Here is a 13805-nt window from a genome sequence, read left to right on the forward strand (position 1 = left end):
GTGCGCCCAGCATGGGCGCACTCTTGCGGGTGAAAGTCCCGCCGCAAGCTGACCACAGCGAGCGAAGTGAAGCGCAACTGCGGAAGAGTAATCGACCGTGGGGAGGAAGCGTGAATCGTAAATCATGAGCCGATGGACAAGAATCGCATAGAAGGCGCTGCCGAGCAGGGCGAGCGGGCGACAAACCGCGAAGCTCTTGTGGTCGAGGCGAAGCGGCGTAGATGCGGCGGTTGTGTGATGAAGGAGTGCGGCCCTTACCTGGGGACGCCCCGCCTCACGCCTGAAAGGGCGGCGGCGCTGCCGTAGCGGGGTCTCAGCAGAGGTCATAGTAGTTGGCGGTAGCGCCGGGAAGGCTCGACCCCGCCGACGAAGGACCGAACGAGTAGGAGTGTTGTCCGGCATGTCGATGCGACAGGCAATGCGTCAGATGCCCGCCAAGGCGGGGCGGGAGGCCGTAGGTCAGGGTGAAGCCTTGGCTGAAATCTCCAGCGACGAAGCCTGTCGCCCGCGACATGCGTCAGGAGACGCGGGATCAATGCTGCTGCATGCAGCGTTGAGAAGGGAAAACCTGCTGCAAGCGTTCAAGCGTGTGCGCGCCAACAAGGGCGCAGCCGGGGTGGATGGTCGGGACATCGACGAAACCTCGCGCTACCTGGCCGTGGCCTGGCCGGGGATACGCGAACAATTGTTGGCGGGGACGTACCGGCCCAGCCCGGTACGCAGGGTAACGATTCCGAAGCCCGACGGTGGCGAGCGCGAGCTTGGCATCCCGACGGTGACGGATCGGCTGATCCAGCAGGCACTGCTCCAAGTGCTGCAACCGATTCTTGACCCCACATTTAGCGAGCACAGCTACGGCTTCCGCCCAGGCCGGCGTGCGCAGGACGCGGTACTTGCCGCCCGAGCGTACGTCCAGTCGGGGCGGCGGATCGTGGTGGATGTGGACCTGTCGAAATTCTTCGACAGGGTCAACCATGACATCCTGATCGACCGCTTACGGAAACGCATCGACGACGCTGGCGTGATCCGGCTGGTGCGCGCCTATCTGAACAGCGGCATCATGGACCATGGCGTGGTGCAGTCTCGGCATGAAGGCACGCCGCAAGGCGGTCCGCTCTCGCCCTTGCTGGCCAATGTCCTGCTCGATGAAGTGGACAAGGAATTGGAACGACGCGGCCATTGCTTTGCGCGCTACGCCGATGATGCGAACGTGTACGTTCGCAGCAAGCGTGCGGGCGAGCGGGTGATGGTGCTGTTGCGCCGCCTCTATGCCAAGTTGCACCTCGTGGTCAACGAAACCAAAAGCGCGGTCGGCAGCACCTTCGGTCGCAAGTTCCTCGGTTACAGCCTGTGGGTGGGAAGGGGGAGGGTGGTGAAATTGAAGGTCGCGGAGAAGCCGCTGGCAACATTCAAGCAACGCATCCGCGAACTGACAAGACGCTCTGGCGGCCGCAGCATGCTCCAGATCGTCGAGAGGCTGCGCTCCTACATGCTTGGCTGGAAAGGGTACTTCAAATATGCCGAAACCCCGAAGATATGGAGACAACTCGACGAATGGCTGCGTCACAGGCTCCGGGCGATCCAGCTCAAGCACTGGAAACGCGGGACGACCATGTATCGGGAACTGCTTCGACTCGGGGCAATGCCTGCTGTTGCCGAGCAGGTTGCGGCAAATAGCCGTCGCTGGTGGCGCAACGCCGACCGGCTGTTGAAGTCAGTCCTTACGGTTGCCTACTTCGACCGGTCGGGAGTACCACGCTTGTCCTGACCTCAACTACTCGAACCGCCCGGTGCGGACCCGCATGCCGGGTGGTGTGGCAGGGGCGCAGCTAACATTAGCTGCCCCCTATGCCGATTGTCTTGCGCGTCGTGGCGTGCGTGACGTCGGCGTTGCGGAAGTTGCTTCCGCATGCATATAAAGATGGATTAGCCTTTGATTTTCCTCATGTTTTTTGGCCGTTGTTGTTTTTTTGAACATTAAATATTTGTAATCTAGCGCTCCTTGCGAGCCCATCTGTGTCTGCGTACACTCGGTTGCTCAACACTTTGCTTACATTTCATTACAAATTCAATCGGAGGCGTTGGACGATGCAAAGTTCGCCAGTCTGTCCGCATCGGTTTGTCCTCCACGCTTCGCGAGCGCACGTGCGATTACGCCTGCGCTGATCCATACCTTACCGAATCGATGAATTCCGCCGCGGGATCGCAGGGCGGAGTTTGCAAGGCATTCGAGCGCCAGGACGTGTCACGTCCGTCGCTGGGATAGGTCGCCTGTCCAGGTCACAAGCCTGGCAGGTGGTCGCTGGATAGCCCTATACGGGCGCATTTCTATAAAAACCTTTATGGAGGAGAAATAATGAAATTTAGCCGCAAACTCAGCCTGTTGACCGTCAGCCTCGTCTATGCGTTCGCAGCACATGCCCAGACCGTAAGAGAAACGCCGAATTCCCAATTCAGGCCCACCGGCAAGGGTTGGGGCGAGCTCGACAACGTCGCCACCGCGGCGTCGAACGGTAAGGCAGGCGGCGGTGCCAGCACGCGCAGCAACCTGTCCTATCACGGCGGCCCGGTGATGACTGCGCCCAAGAACCTGTACTACATCTGGTACGGTTCGCAATGGGATGCCGCATCGCAGAACGTGCTGACCAATATCGGCCAGCATCTCGGCGGTTCGCCTTACTTCAACATCAACACCACGTATTACAACGCCGCCGGCGCGCCCGTACAGAACAGCCTCGCCCTTGCCGGCACCACGACCAACAGCGGCACGTACGGTACCAAGCTGACCGATGCGAACATCGCATCGATCGTGTCCGATGCGATCACGGCGGGCAAATTGCCGGCCGACGCGAACGGCATCTATGTGGTGCTGACCGACCATTCGACCACCGCGACGTCCGGTTTCTGCACGCAGTATTGTGGCTGGCACGACCACACCACGATCAGCGGCCAGGACATCAAGTACGCCTTCGTGGGCAATGCGGAAACCCAGTGCGCGTCGTCTTGCGGCGCCACCAGCCCGAGCCCGAACAATACGCCGGGCGCGGACGGCGCGGCGAGCGTGATGGCGCACGAAGTGGAAGAGGCGACGACCGATCCGGCCTTGAACGCCTGGTATTCGAACCTCGACGGGCAGGAGAATGCCGACAAGTGCGCCTGGAACTTCGGCACGACGTCGACCGCATCGAACGGCGCCAAGTACAACCAGACGTTCGGCACGATGAAGTATCTGATCCAGCAGAACTGGCTGATTGCCAGCACCCAGCGTTGCGTGCAACATTACCCCTGAGCGGCGGCTGCTTGAATCGCATCCTGAGCTGAGTACGCGGCGGCCGTGGAGACGTCCGCGGCCGCTGCTTTTCTTTCTGCTTATCTTCCTTTTGTGTCGAGCATATGAATCGATTCCTGATTGCGCTAAGCCTGCTGGCGGCGTGCGGCGGCGCGCTCGCGGCGGAGCAGGCGACGCCGAGCGGCCGCGGTGCCGTCCTGACGCCGACCCGCAATGTCCTCATCTTCACCAAGCTTGAAAACGACTGGTTCGATGCCATCCAGCGCCATGACGCCCCGGCGATCAGGCGCTACGTCACGGACGATTTCGAGATCCGCTCAAGCCCGGTCCCCGGTGTCCCCACCGCGCTCGCCGATGTCCTGGGCCAATGGGCCCGCCAGCCGGCGATGCGTGCGTCGATTGCCCAGATGGCGGTGCACGAGTATGGCGACCTGATGCTGGTGAGCTTCAAGTGGACGCTCGCCCAAGGCGATGCGGCCCGGTCCTATTTTGTCGTCGACGCCTGGAAGCGCGTCGGCACCGACTGGAAGGCCGCCGTGCGCTACGCCGCGCCGGTGGACGAGAATGCCGCGGCCGTACCGGGCACCGTCGTTCCCGACATCCAGTCGCTGCGCAAGAAGCCTTGAGCGCCATGGCTTCACTGTTCGACAGCAAGGCGGCGGTCGGCCTGGCGTGCGTTGTCGCGGTGGCGATCGGTGCCGGGTCGGTGGTCTGGTTGCGCGGCGGGAGCGCGGCGCCTGCCGCGGCACCCGCCGCCGCACCCGCCGCGCAGCGCGCCGGCTGGGACGGTCCGATCGGTCCGGGCGGCGCCGCCGCCGGGCACGCGCCGAGTGTGGACGACACGTCGCTGACGGACGGCGCCGGCAACCTGCGGGTCGACCCCGCGCTGCGCAGGCTGTTCGACGGCTACCTGGCGAAGCCCGGCGGCGCCGCCCAATTGCATGCTTACCTGAACAGCCGCCTCGTGCCGCCGGCACGCAGCCAGGCCGCCGATCTCGTCGACGCCTACCTGCGTTATCGGCAGGCCGAAAAGGAATTGCGTGCGCAGGTGCGCTTTACCTCACCCGACCCGTCCGGCCTGAACGACGAGCAGGTGGCGCACATGCTGGCCTGGCAGCAGGATAGGGGCCACCTGCGCGAACGCATGCTGGGCACGGCCGTGGCGCAAGCCTGGTTCGGGGCCGCCGCCGACGATTGCAGGAGCGCACTGGAGGACTGGCGCAAGATGCGCGCCCCGGTCGGCGCCGAGGAAGTGGATTCGAACGAACTGCGCGCGCGCCGGATGCACGCGGCGGTGCTGGAGCAGGGCCGCAACGAGCGCGCGCAGTCATGTGCGAGCCGCCTGATGGCAGGGGCGGAGTAACGATATTCTGGAGCGAGACAATGAAGAACATCATGGCGTTGGCCGCCGCGTTGGCCGCACTGGCCGTGACGGCTTGGGCGCAGGCCGAAACGCCGGACGAGGCGCGCGTCCACAAACTGGTGGAACCGCGCATGGGCAGCAATGCGAAGGTCGACGCGGTCAGCAAGACCGGTTACGGCGGCCTGTACGAAATACGCGCGGGCGCCGACATCTTTTATACGGACGCCAGTGCGCGCTATATGTTCGTGGGGAAGATCGTCGACCTCACGACGCTGCAGGACCTCACGCGCGCGCGCGCGGACGAGCTGGCGGCGATCCGCTTCGCCGACCTGCCGCTGGAGATGGCGATCAAGACCGTCAAGGGCAACGGCCAGCGCGTGATGGCCGTGTTCGAGGATCCGAACTGCCCGTACTGCCGCAAGCTGCACCAGACGCTGCGCGAAATCGACAACGTGACCGTCTACACGTTCCTGCTGAATATCCTGTCGGACGATTCGGCCGCCAAGTCGAAGAACATCTGGTGCGCGCCCGACCGGTCGCTCGCCTGGCAGCAGTGGATGACGGAGGCGAAGCCGGCTCCCGGCGCGCCCGCCGCCTGCGTCACGCCGAACGAGCAGGTACTGGCGCTGGGCCGCAAGCTGCACGTGCAGGGCACGCCGACGATTTATTTCGCGGACGGCTCGCGCAGCGGCAGCGGTTTCGACGTGGCGACCCTGGAGACGCGCCTCCGTCACGCGCATCAGTAAGCCCGCCGTCGTCCCGGCGGAGGCGGGACCACAGTTGAGGGGCCTGCGTCACGCGCATCAGTAAGCATCCCGTCGTCCCCGCGGAGGCGGGGACCCAAGTTTGCATGAACGGTTACGAACTTGGACCCCGGCCTGCGCCGGGGCGACGATCAACAGGCCTGCGCCGGGGCGACGATCAAAGGCCTGCGCCGGGGCGACGATCAACAGGCCTGCGCCGGGCGACGATCAAGAACCTTCGCCGGTGGTGCGCATGGCCAGGTCCTTGGCCTTGAGCTTGGCCGACAACGGCTTGCCCTTGTTGGCGCGCTTGCCGAAGTGCGGCTCCAGGCCGGACGCGAACAGCTCCACGGTGCGCGGCTTGTCGCCGGCCCAGGTGCCGACCACGTTCAGGCCTTTCTGGCTGATCGGCTGGACGGCCAGCAGCGTTTCCTTCGGATCCAGCGCCATCAGGATCACGCCGCGGCCGCCGTTGGTCAGCACCTTCATCTCGTCGATGCCGAACACCAGCACGCGGCCCTTTTCGGACAGGCAGGCGATGGCGCCCGCATTGTCCGGCACGACGCGCGGCGGCAGCGGCACCGCGCCGTCGTCCAGCGTGACGAACGATTTGCCGCCCTTCAGGCGCGTGATCATGTCACCGGCCTTCGTGATGAAGCCGAAGCCGGTCGACGACGCGAGCAGCAGGCGCGTGTCGCCATTGCCGGCGAAGTAGTACAGGATACGACCGCCGCCGGACAGGTCGACGAGCGTCGTGATGGGCACGCCGTCCCCGCGCGCGCCGGGCAGGGCGGCGACGGGCACGGAATAGACTTTACCGTTGTCGCCGACGCACAGCAGCGTATCGACGGTGCGGCACTCGAACGCGCCGTACAGCGAGTCGCCCGCCTTGAACGTGAACTGGGCCGGATCGTGGCCGACGCCGGTGCGCGCGCGCACCCAGCCTTTTTCGGAGACGATGACGGTCACCGGCTCGTCGACGATCTTCTGCTCGGCCACGGCCTTCTGCGCTTCCTCGATCAAGGTGCGGCGGTCGTCGCCGTACTGCTTCGAGTCGGCTTCGATCTCGCGGATGATCAGGCGCTTCATCGACGACGGATTATTGAGGATGTCTTCCAGCTTTTCCTTTTCGCTGCGCAGCTCGGCCAGCTCCTGCTGGATCTTGATCGCTTCCAGGCGCGCCAGCTGGCGCAGGCGGATCTCGAGGATGTCTTCGGCCTGGCGCTCGGACAGGCGAAACCGCTCCATCAGCGCCGCCTTCGGCTCGTCCGAGTTGCGGATGATGTGGATGACCTCATCGATGTTCAGCAGGACGGTCTCGCGGCCTTCCAGGATGTGGATGCGGTCGTTGACCTTGCCCAGCTTGAATTCGGTGCGGCGGCGAACTGTGACGAAGCGGTAGTCGACCCACTCCTGCAGGATCTCCGACAGGCCCTTCTGGCGCGGCCGGCCGTCGCCGCCGATCATCACGAGGTTGATCGGACTCGACGTTTCCAGCGACGTGTGCGCCAGCAGCATCAGCATGAATTCCGCCTGGTCCTGGTTCTTCGACTTCGGCTCGAACACGAGGCGCACCGGCGCTTCGCGGCCCGATTCGTCGCGCACGGCGTCGAGCGCGCCGAGGATCGTCTGCTTCAGCGTCAACTGGTCGGGCAGCAGGGTCTTCTTGCCGACCTTGATCTTCGGGTTCGTGAGTTCTTCGATCTCTTCCAGCACGCGCTGCGACGAGACGCCCGGCGGCAGCTCGGTGACGACGGCCTGCCACTGGCCGCGCGCCAGTTCCTCGATCTTCCAGCGCGCGCGCACCTTCATCGAACCGCGGCCCGATGCGTACATGTCGGCGATGGCGGACGCCGGCGTGATGATCTGCCCGCCGCCCGGATAATCCGGACCGGGTATCATGGTCATCAGCTCGGCGTGCGTGATCTTGGGATTGCGGATCATCGCGACGGCGGCGGACGCCACGTCGCGCAGGTTGTGCGACGGGATCTCGGTGGCCATGCCGACCGCGATGCCGGATGCGCCGTTCAGCAGCAGCATCGGCAGGCGCGCGGGCAAGGTGCGCGGTTCCTCGCTCGAACCATCGTAGTTCGGCTGGAAGTCGACGGTGCCCATGTCGATCTCGTCGAGCAGCAGGCGCGAGACGGGCGTCAGGCGCGCTTCCGTGTAACGCATCGCCGCGGCGCCGTCGCCGTCGCGCGAGCCGAAGTTGCCCTGGCCGTCGATCAGCGGATAGCGCAACGAAAAGTCCTGGGCCATGCGCACGAGGGCGTCGTAGACCGACTGGTCGCCGTGCGGGTGCAGCTTGCCGAGCACGTCGCCGACGACGGTCGCGGACTTGCGCGGCTTCGCCGTCGGGCCGAGGCCCAGTTCGTTCATCGAGTACAGGATGCGGCGCTGGACGGGCTTCTGGCCGTCCGACACGTCCGGCAGCGCGCGGCCTTTCACGACCGAGACGGCATAGTCCAGGTAGGCGCGCTCGGCGAAGGTGGATAGGGTCAGCGTCTCGGCGTCGTCGTCGCTGCCGCCGGGGGGAGTGGTTTGTTCGAAGAGGCTTGCTTGGGTCATATGTGTTGTTCGTTCATGCAAACTTGGGTTCCCGCCTGCGCGGGAACGACGGTTTTAAAGCCAACGCACTCGATACGTCGTCCCTGCGAAGGCAGGGACCCAATTTCATGCGGCGCGTCCGTTATCAGATGTCCGCTTCCGTCTCGTTCCCGTGTTCCTCGAGCCACGCCCTGCGGGCCGCGGCTTCGCCTTTACCCATCAGCATGTTGAAGCGCGCCGACGATTCGGCCAGGCCGTAATCGCCGAAGGCTACCGGCAGCAGGCGGCGGGTGTCCGGGTTCATCGTGGTTTCCCACAGCTGTTCGGCGTTCATCTCGCCCAGGCCCTTGAAGCGGGAAATGCTCCACACGCCTTCCTTGAGACCTTCCTTTTTCAGCTTGTCCTCGATGGCCAGCAGCTCGCCGTCGTCCAGCGCGTACAGTTTCTGGATCGGCTTCTTGCCCCGTGCCGGCACGTCCACGCGGTACAGCGGCGGGCGCGCGACGCACACGTGGCCGTTTTTAAAAAGGGCCGGGAAGTGCTTGAAGAACAGCGTCAGGAGCAGGACCTGGATGTGCGAGCCGTCCACGTCCGCATCGGACAGGATGCAGATCTTCCCGTAGCGCAGGCCGGTCAGGTCCGGGTTGTCGTCCTGGCCGTGCGGGTCGACGCCGATCGCGACCGCGATGTCGTGGATCTCGTTGTTGGCGAACAGGCGGTCGCGGTCCGTCTCCCACGTGTTCAGCACCTTGCCGCGCAGCGGCAGGATGGCCTGGAATTCCTTGTCGCGGCCCATCTTGGCGGAGCCGCCCGCCGAGTCGCCCTCGACGAGGAACAGTTCGTTGCGGGTGATGTCCGTCGATTCGCAGTCCGTCAGCTTGCCCGGCAGGACGGCGACGCCGGACGATTTTTTCTTCTCGACCTTCTGCAGCGAACGCAGGCGGGATTGGGCCTGCTTGATGACGAGTTCCGCCAGCTTGCGGCCATACTCGACGTGCTGGTTCAGCCACAGTTCGAGCGGCGGCTTGGTGAACGTCGACACGAGTTTCACCGCGTCGCGCGAGTTCAGGCGTTCCTTCGTCTGGCCCTGGAACTGCGGGTCCAGCACCTTCGCCGACAGCACGAACGAGACGCGCGCGAACACGTCTTCCGGCAGCAGCTTGACGCCTTTCGGCAGCAGCGAGTGCATCTCGACGAAGCCCTTCACGGCGCCGAACAGGCCGTCGCGCAGGCCGGATTCGTGCGTGCCGCCGCTCGGCGTCGGGATCAGGTTGACGTACGATTCGCGCACCACGGCGCCTTCTTCCGTCCACGCGACGACCCACGCCGCGCCTTCGCCTTCGGCAAAGCCTTCATCGCCCGCGGCCGCGTACTGTGCGCCTTCGAACAGCGGGATCAAGGTCTGGCCGCCGCCCGCCGTCTGCGACAGCGCTTCGGTCAGGTAGCCGCGCAGGCCTTCGTCGTAGCGCCAGGTCTGGACGTCGCCCGTCTTGCCGTTTGTGAGCGTGACGGTGACGCCCGGCAGCAGCACGGCCTTCGAGCGCAGCAGGCGCTGCAACTCGCTCATCGGGATGTTCGGCGAGTCGAAGTATTTGCCGTCCGGCCAGGCGGTGACGCGCGTGCCGTTCTTCTTGCCGCCGCGGTCCGCGGGGCTGGAGGTCAGCGGCTCGATCACGTCGCCGCCGGCGAACACCAGGCGGTGCTGGCCGTTGCCCTGGTCGTCGCGGCGCCAGACGGTGATCTCGAGGCGTCTGGACAGCGCGTTGGTGACGGACACGCCCACGCCGTGCAGGCCGCCCGAGAACGCGTACGCGCCGCCCGAGCCCTTGTCGAACTTGCCGCCGGCGTGCAGGCGGGTGAACACGATCTCGACCGTGGACACGCCTTCTTCCGGATGCAGGCCGACGGGGATGCCGCGGCCGTCGTCCTCGACGGTGATCGAGCCGTCCGCATTCATCGTCACATCGATGTTCTTGCAGTAGCCGCCCAGCGCCTCGTCCGAGGCGTTGTCGATCACTTCCTGGATGATGTGCAGCGGATTCTCGGTGCGCGTGTACATGCCCGGACGCTGCTTGACGGGCTCCAGTCCTTTCAGGACGCGGATGGATGATTCGCTGTAATCGGGTGCGGGTTTCTTGGTGGCCATGCTTGATCTTCAATCATTCGAATGCTGCGCATTCTATCTTGTCGGGCGGAAAATAAGCGACTTCACGCCCCGGGATGTGCCCTGTTCCAGGGGACGGGATACGGTGTGAGGGCAAGACAACTGTATGGAAATACAGTATTTTTGCCTGTTAGGCGCAAGTTTGCAAGCGCTCATTGCATGGATTGCCAAGACGGCGGCATCCCGGCATCCTGTTGATATGGGCGCGGCGGGAGAGATTTCGTAACAAAACGACATTTTTTCTAAATCCGAATCGTGCGCGACCGTCGCAAGGATATATTGAGATCATGGCTTTGGACAATGACAAGCACCCTAACGAACCGGGCGGACCCGCGAGCGCATCCGACCCGTCGCAGGACATCCCATCGGGCCCGCCGCGCGTCCCCGACCGCCGTGCCGCGGGCGGCGGGTCACGCTACCTGCGCACGGACGACACGGCGCTGAACCTGGCCGGCCGCGTGCTGCGCTCGCGCTGGCGTGCGCTGGCCGATAAATTCAATCGCGACTTCATGCGGCGCACGCTGCGCATCGGCGTGTCCGCCCGTATCTTCCATCCGGAAGCGGGCTCGACCGGCCTGCGCAGCAAGAACCTGCAATATCTCGAGGAATCGATCGCGCAATGGGTGATGTCGCGCGACGTGCTCGTGTTCATGGTGCCGACCGTGAACACGAACGGGCTGCTTCACCCCAGCAACATCACGATGCGGCATTACGCGCGCCACCTGGACGGCCTCGTGCTGCAGGGCGGGGCGGACGTGTCGCCGATGACGTATTCCGAAACGCCGACCCGGCCCGAGTGGAGCGGCGACCGCGCGCGCGACGTCTACGAACTGGAACTGCTGCACGAATTCGTCGATGCCGGCAAGCCCGTGCTGGGCATCTGCCGCGGTTGCCAGCTGATCAACGTCGCGTTCGGCGGCACCTTGTACCAGGACGTTGCGACGAACGTCCCCGGTGCCCAGCCGCACGTGCACGACGTCTACGATGCGCACCGCCACGCGATCGTGTTCCCGCAGGGTTCGTCGCTGCGCAAGATGTTTCCCAGGCACGAACACGCCGTCGTGAATTCGATCCACCACCAGGCCGTCAAGGACCTGGGGCGCGACATCCACGTGGAAGCGATGTCGGAGCCGGACGGCGTCGTCGAGGCGATCCGCTACCAGCGCGCCCCGTTCGTGATGGGCCTGCAGTGGCATCCGGAATTCCACCGCGCCACCGGCGGCGACCTGCTCGACTGCACGCCCGTGCTGGACGAGTTCCTGCGCGCGGCGCGCGAGACGCGGCTCTGATTCCACGCTTCGGCTCGGCTGTTTGCAAGCGTGCCGCGTGCGTATGGCGATCGTCGCCGGACTCGACGGCAAGCATTGAACGGCGCGCAAGGCAGATTGCGCTTGCATCCGCTTCGTTGTCGGCTCATAATCGAAATGAGAATCATTCTCAATCATTTCGAGGAGGTCTTATGGACGACGATGTGCTGGATGAACTGAACGCGCCGGATGCACGGCGCACCACGCGCCACGAACTGCTCGTGGCGGCCCTGCTGCACCTGATGTCGCAATACACCGTCACCAGCGCGGCCGCCGCCGACTGCAGCCAGGCCGATGGCCCGTGCGTGAAACTGGCTTCCGTGATCGAGCGCCACCTGAATGCGCTGGCGCGCCTGCCGGATGCCGACCCGGTGCTGCGCGCCACCTGCGAGCAGTTGAGCGTGAAGTGGGCGGCGCTGGTCGACCGCGCCTTGCCGGCGCCCGCCAGGCGTCCGCTGCTGGCGCGCATCCTGGGGCCGGGCAGGCCGGCGCTCGCGACCTGAGTCAGCCCAGCCAGGCCCTCAGCGCCGCCTCGCCGTCCGCGCTGAACGCGAGCACGCGCGAATCCGGCACGCGACGCGCCCAGCCGAGTTGCTGGAAGCGCTCCAGCAGCGCCGTCCCGAGGGCGCCGGCCAGGTGATGGCGGCGTTCGCTCCAGTCCAGGCAGTGGCGGCACAGCGGCCGGCGCGTGGCGGACGGCAGCGGATCGACGCCGAGTTGTGCGACGAGGGCGCGGCCGACGTCCGTGAGCGTCACGTCGCCGGCATCCAGCGCGAACGCGCCGCGCCTTGCCATGCCGGCGTAGACGAGCACCCCGAGTTCGCCCGCGAGATGGTCGTAGCAGACGCGCGCCTTGCGCAGCGCCGGCTCGCGCGGGCCCGAGCGCACGCGCACCGCGCCCGTGCCGAACGCGATGCCCATCATGGATTCGAGCAGGTGCGCGACGTCGGCGTCGGCGATGCGGAAATAGCGATGCCGCCCCTGCGCCTCGACGGTGAGCAGGCCGGCGTCGCGCAGCTTGGCCAGGTGCGTGCTGATGGTCTGGCGCGTGACGCCGGCGGCGTCGGCCAGTTCCGTTGCCGTCAGCGCCAGGCCGCTCATCAGTACGTTGAGCACTTCGGCGCGCGCGTGGTCGCCGATCAGTGCGGCGATATTGGCGATGTTGGGTCCGTCCCTCATGCTTCGATCTTAGCCGAAGCGTCAAGCGAGGGCCAGGGACTACAGTGGTGTTTCACACAAACGAGGAGCGCCACCATGCCCATCACCTGCTTTATCCGCTACGAGATCGATCCCGTCCAGCGCGACGCCTTCCGCCGCTATGCCGAGAACTGGGGCCGCATCATCCCCCGGTTGGGCGGTCGCCTGCTCGGCTACTTCCTGCCGCACGAGGGCACGAACTACGAGGCGTGGGGCCTCGTCGGCTTCGACAGCCTGGCCGCCTACGAAGCCTATCGGCTGCGCCTGAAGGACGACGGCGAGGCACGCGCCAACTTCGAGTTCGCGCGCGCACAGCGCTTCATCCTGCGCGAGGAACGCACCTTCCTCGACAACGTCGCCGCGCCGGCCGCGGGAACGTCGGCATGATCGCCGTGATCTTCGAGGTCGAGCCGGACCCCGCGCGGCGCCAGGATTACCTCGACGCGGCCGCCGCGCTGCGTCCCGAGCTGGAGGCGATCGACGGCTTCATCTCGATCGAGCGCTTCGCATCGCTGGCGCGGCCGGAACGCATCCTGTCGCTGTCGTTCTGGCGCGACGAGGAGGCCGTCGAGCGCTGGCGCACGCTGCCCGAGCACCGGGCGGCGCAGGCGGCGGGCCGCGCCGGCATGTTCCGCGACTATCGCCTGCGCGTGGCCGCCGTCGTGCGCGACTACGGCATGCACGACCGCGCCCAGGCGCCGGCCGATGCGCGCGCCGTGCACGGCTGATCAGTCCTTGATCTCGGGTTCGACGAGTTGCGCGAGGAGCTGGAGCGACTCCTGCCAGCCGAGGTAGCACAGTTCGACCGGGATCGCGGCGGGTATGCCTTCCTGCTTGACCTTCACTTCGACGCCGCAGAACACCTCGCGGAGCAGCACGGTCGTCTGCATTGTGCCGGGCAGGTTGGGATCGTCGAATTCGTCCGTGTAGCGCAGGCGCGCGCCCGGCTCCAGTTCCAGGTATTCGCCGCCGAACGAATGGCTGGCGCCCGTCGTGAAATTCGTGAACGACATCTTGTAGCGTCCACCGACGCGGCCGTCCTGCTCGTGCACGGTGCAGGTGAAGCCGTGCGGCGGCAGCCATTTGGCGATGGCGGCGGGCGTGAGGAAGGCACGGTAGACGCGGTCGGCGGTGGATTTGAGAACGCGGTGCAGCTCGACGGTATTCGTGGACATGATCGGTTTCCTTGGCGTGA

The 13805-nt window shown here is 65.6% G+C and carries 13 protein-coding genes; 9 read left to right on the top strand and 4 right to left on the bottom strand.

Annotated features, from left to right (window positions below; translation table 11 throughout):
- Positions 1-400 precede the first annotated feature (400 nt).
- The 5 genes from ltrA (at position 401) to U9J41_RS13795 (ending at position 5398) form a co-directional block, all read left to right on the top strand.
- Positions 401-1768 (top strand): group II intron reverse transcriptase/maturase, encoded by a 1368-nt coding sequence (gene ltrA, locus U9J41_RS13775; protein WP_322401867.1) that lies wholly within the window; start codon positions 401-403, stop codon positions 1766-1768.
- Between the two features lie 588 nt (positions 1769-2356).
- The gene (locus tag U9J41_RS13780; protein WP_322402770.1) at positions 2357-3289 is read left to right on the top strand and encodes a hypothetical protein; all 933 of its coding nucleotides are present in this window, start codon (positions 2357-2359) and stop codon (positions 3287-3289) included.
- 104 nt (positions 3290-3393) lie between these two features.
- Positions 3394-3915, top strand: a complete 522-nt coding sequence (locus U9J41_RS13785) for a nuclear transport factor 2 family protein (RefSeq protein WP_322402771.1) — start codon at positions 3394-3396, stop codon at positions 3913-3915.
- Positions 3916-3920: 5 nt separating this feature from the next.
- A complete protein-coding gene (locus U9J41_RS13790; protein ID WP_322402772.1) occupies positions 3921-4652 on the top strand; it encodes a hypothetical protein in 732 nt (243 codons plus the stop codon).
- A 20-nt stretch (positions 4653-4672) separates the two neighbouring features.
- Positions 4673-5398, top strand: coding sequence for a DsbC family protein (locus U9J41_RS13795; protein WP_322402773.1), 726 nt, complete (start codon positions 4673-4675; stop codon positions 5396-5398).
- Between the two features lie 225 nt (positions 5399-5623).
- On the opposite strand, the gene parC is transcribed toward U9J41_RS13795, so the two are convergent.
- Positions 5624-7963 (bottom strand): DNA topoisomerase IV subunit A, encoded by a 2340-nt coding sequence (gene parC, locus U9J41_RS13800; RefSeq protein WP_322402774.1) that lies wholly within the window; start codon positions 7961-7963, stop codon positions 5624-5626.
- Positions 7964-8087: 124 nt separating this feature from the next.
- The gene (locus U9J41_RS13805) at positions 8088-10088 is read right to left on the bottom strand and encodes a DNA topoisomerase IV subunit B (protein WP_322402775.1); all 2001 of its coding nucleotides are present in this window, start codon (positions 10086-10088) and stop codon (positions 8088-8090) included.
- Between the two features lie 305 nt (positions 10089-10393).
- Here U9J41_RS13805 and U9J41_RS13810 point away from each other — a divergent pair, with 305 nt between their 5' ends.
- Together U9J41_RS13810 and U9J41_RS13815 are read left to right on the top strand one after the other, a co-directional pair.
- A complete protein-coding gene (locus U9J41_RS13810) occupies positions 10394-11395 on the top strand; it encodes a gamma-glutamyl-gamma-aminobutyrate hydrolase family protein (RefSeq protein ID WP_322402776.1) in 1002 nt (333 codons plus the stop codon).
- A 170-nt stretch (positions 11396-11565) separates the two neighbouring features.
- On the top strand, positions 11566-11916 hold the full coding sequence (locus U9J41_RS13815) for a hypothetical protein (RefSeq protein WP_322402777.1): 351 nt from the start codon (positions 11566-11568) through the stop codon (positions 11914-11916).
- A 1-nt stretch (position 11917) separates the two neighbouring features.
- Here the strand turns inward: U9J41_RS13815 and U9J41_RS13820 are convergent, their stop codons facing one another.
- Entirely contained in the window at positions 11918-12592 is a 675-nt protein-coding gene (locus U9J41_RS13820) for an ArsR/SmtB family transcription factor (protein WP_322402778.1), read from the bottom strand.
- A gap of 75 nt (positions 12593-12667) precedes the next feature.
- On the opposite strand from U9J41_RS13820, the gene U9J41_RS13825 reads away from it, so the two are divergent.
- Both U9J41_RS13825 and U9J41_RS13830 read left to right on the top strand, forming a co-directional pair.
- Positions 12668-12997, top strand: a complete 330-nt coding sequence (locus U9J41_RS13825) for an NIPSNAP family protein (RefSeq protein WP_322402779.1) — start codon at positions 12668-12670, stop codon at positions 12995-12997.
- Entirely contained in the window at positions 12994-13338 is a 345-nt protein-coding gene (locus U9J41_RS13830) for an antibiotic biosynthesis monooxygenase family protein (protein WP_322402780.1), read from the top strand. The genes U9J41_RS13825 and U9J41_RS13830 overlap by 4 nt, the downstream gene beginning before the upstream one ends.
- Here the strand turns inward: U9J41_RS13830 and U9J41_RS13835 are convergent, their stop codons facing one another.
- Entirely contained in the window at positions 13339-13785 is a 447-nt protein-coding gene (locus tag U9J41_RS13835) for an SRPBCC family protein (protein ID WP_322402781.1), read from the bottom strand. It lies immediately after the preceding gene.
- Positions 13786-13805: the final 20 nt, after the last annotated feature.

Source organism: Massilia luteola (assembly GCF_034420155.1).
In the GTDB taxonomy this organism is placed as follows: Bacteria; Pseudomonadota; Gammaproteobacteria; order Burkholderiales; family Burkholderiaceae_D; genus Telluria; species Telluria luteola.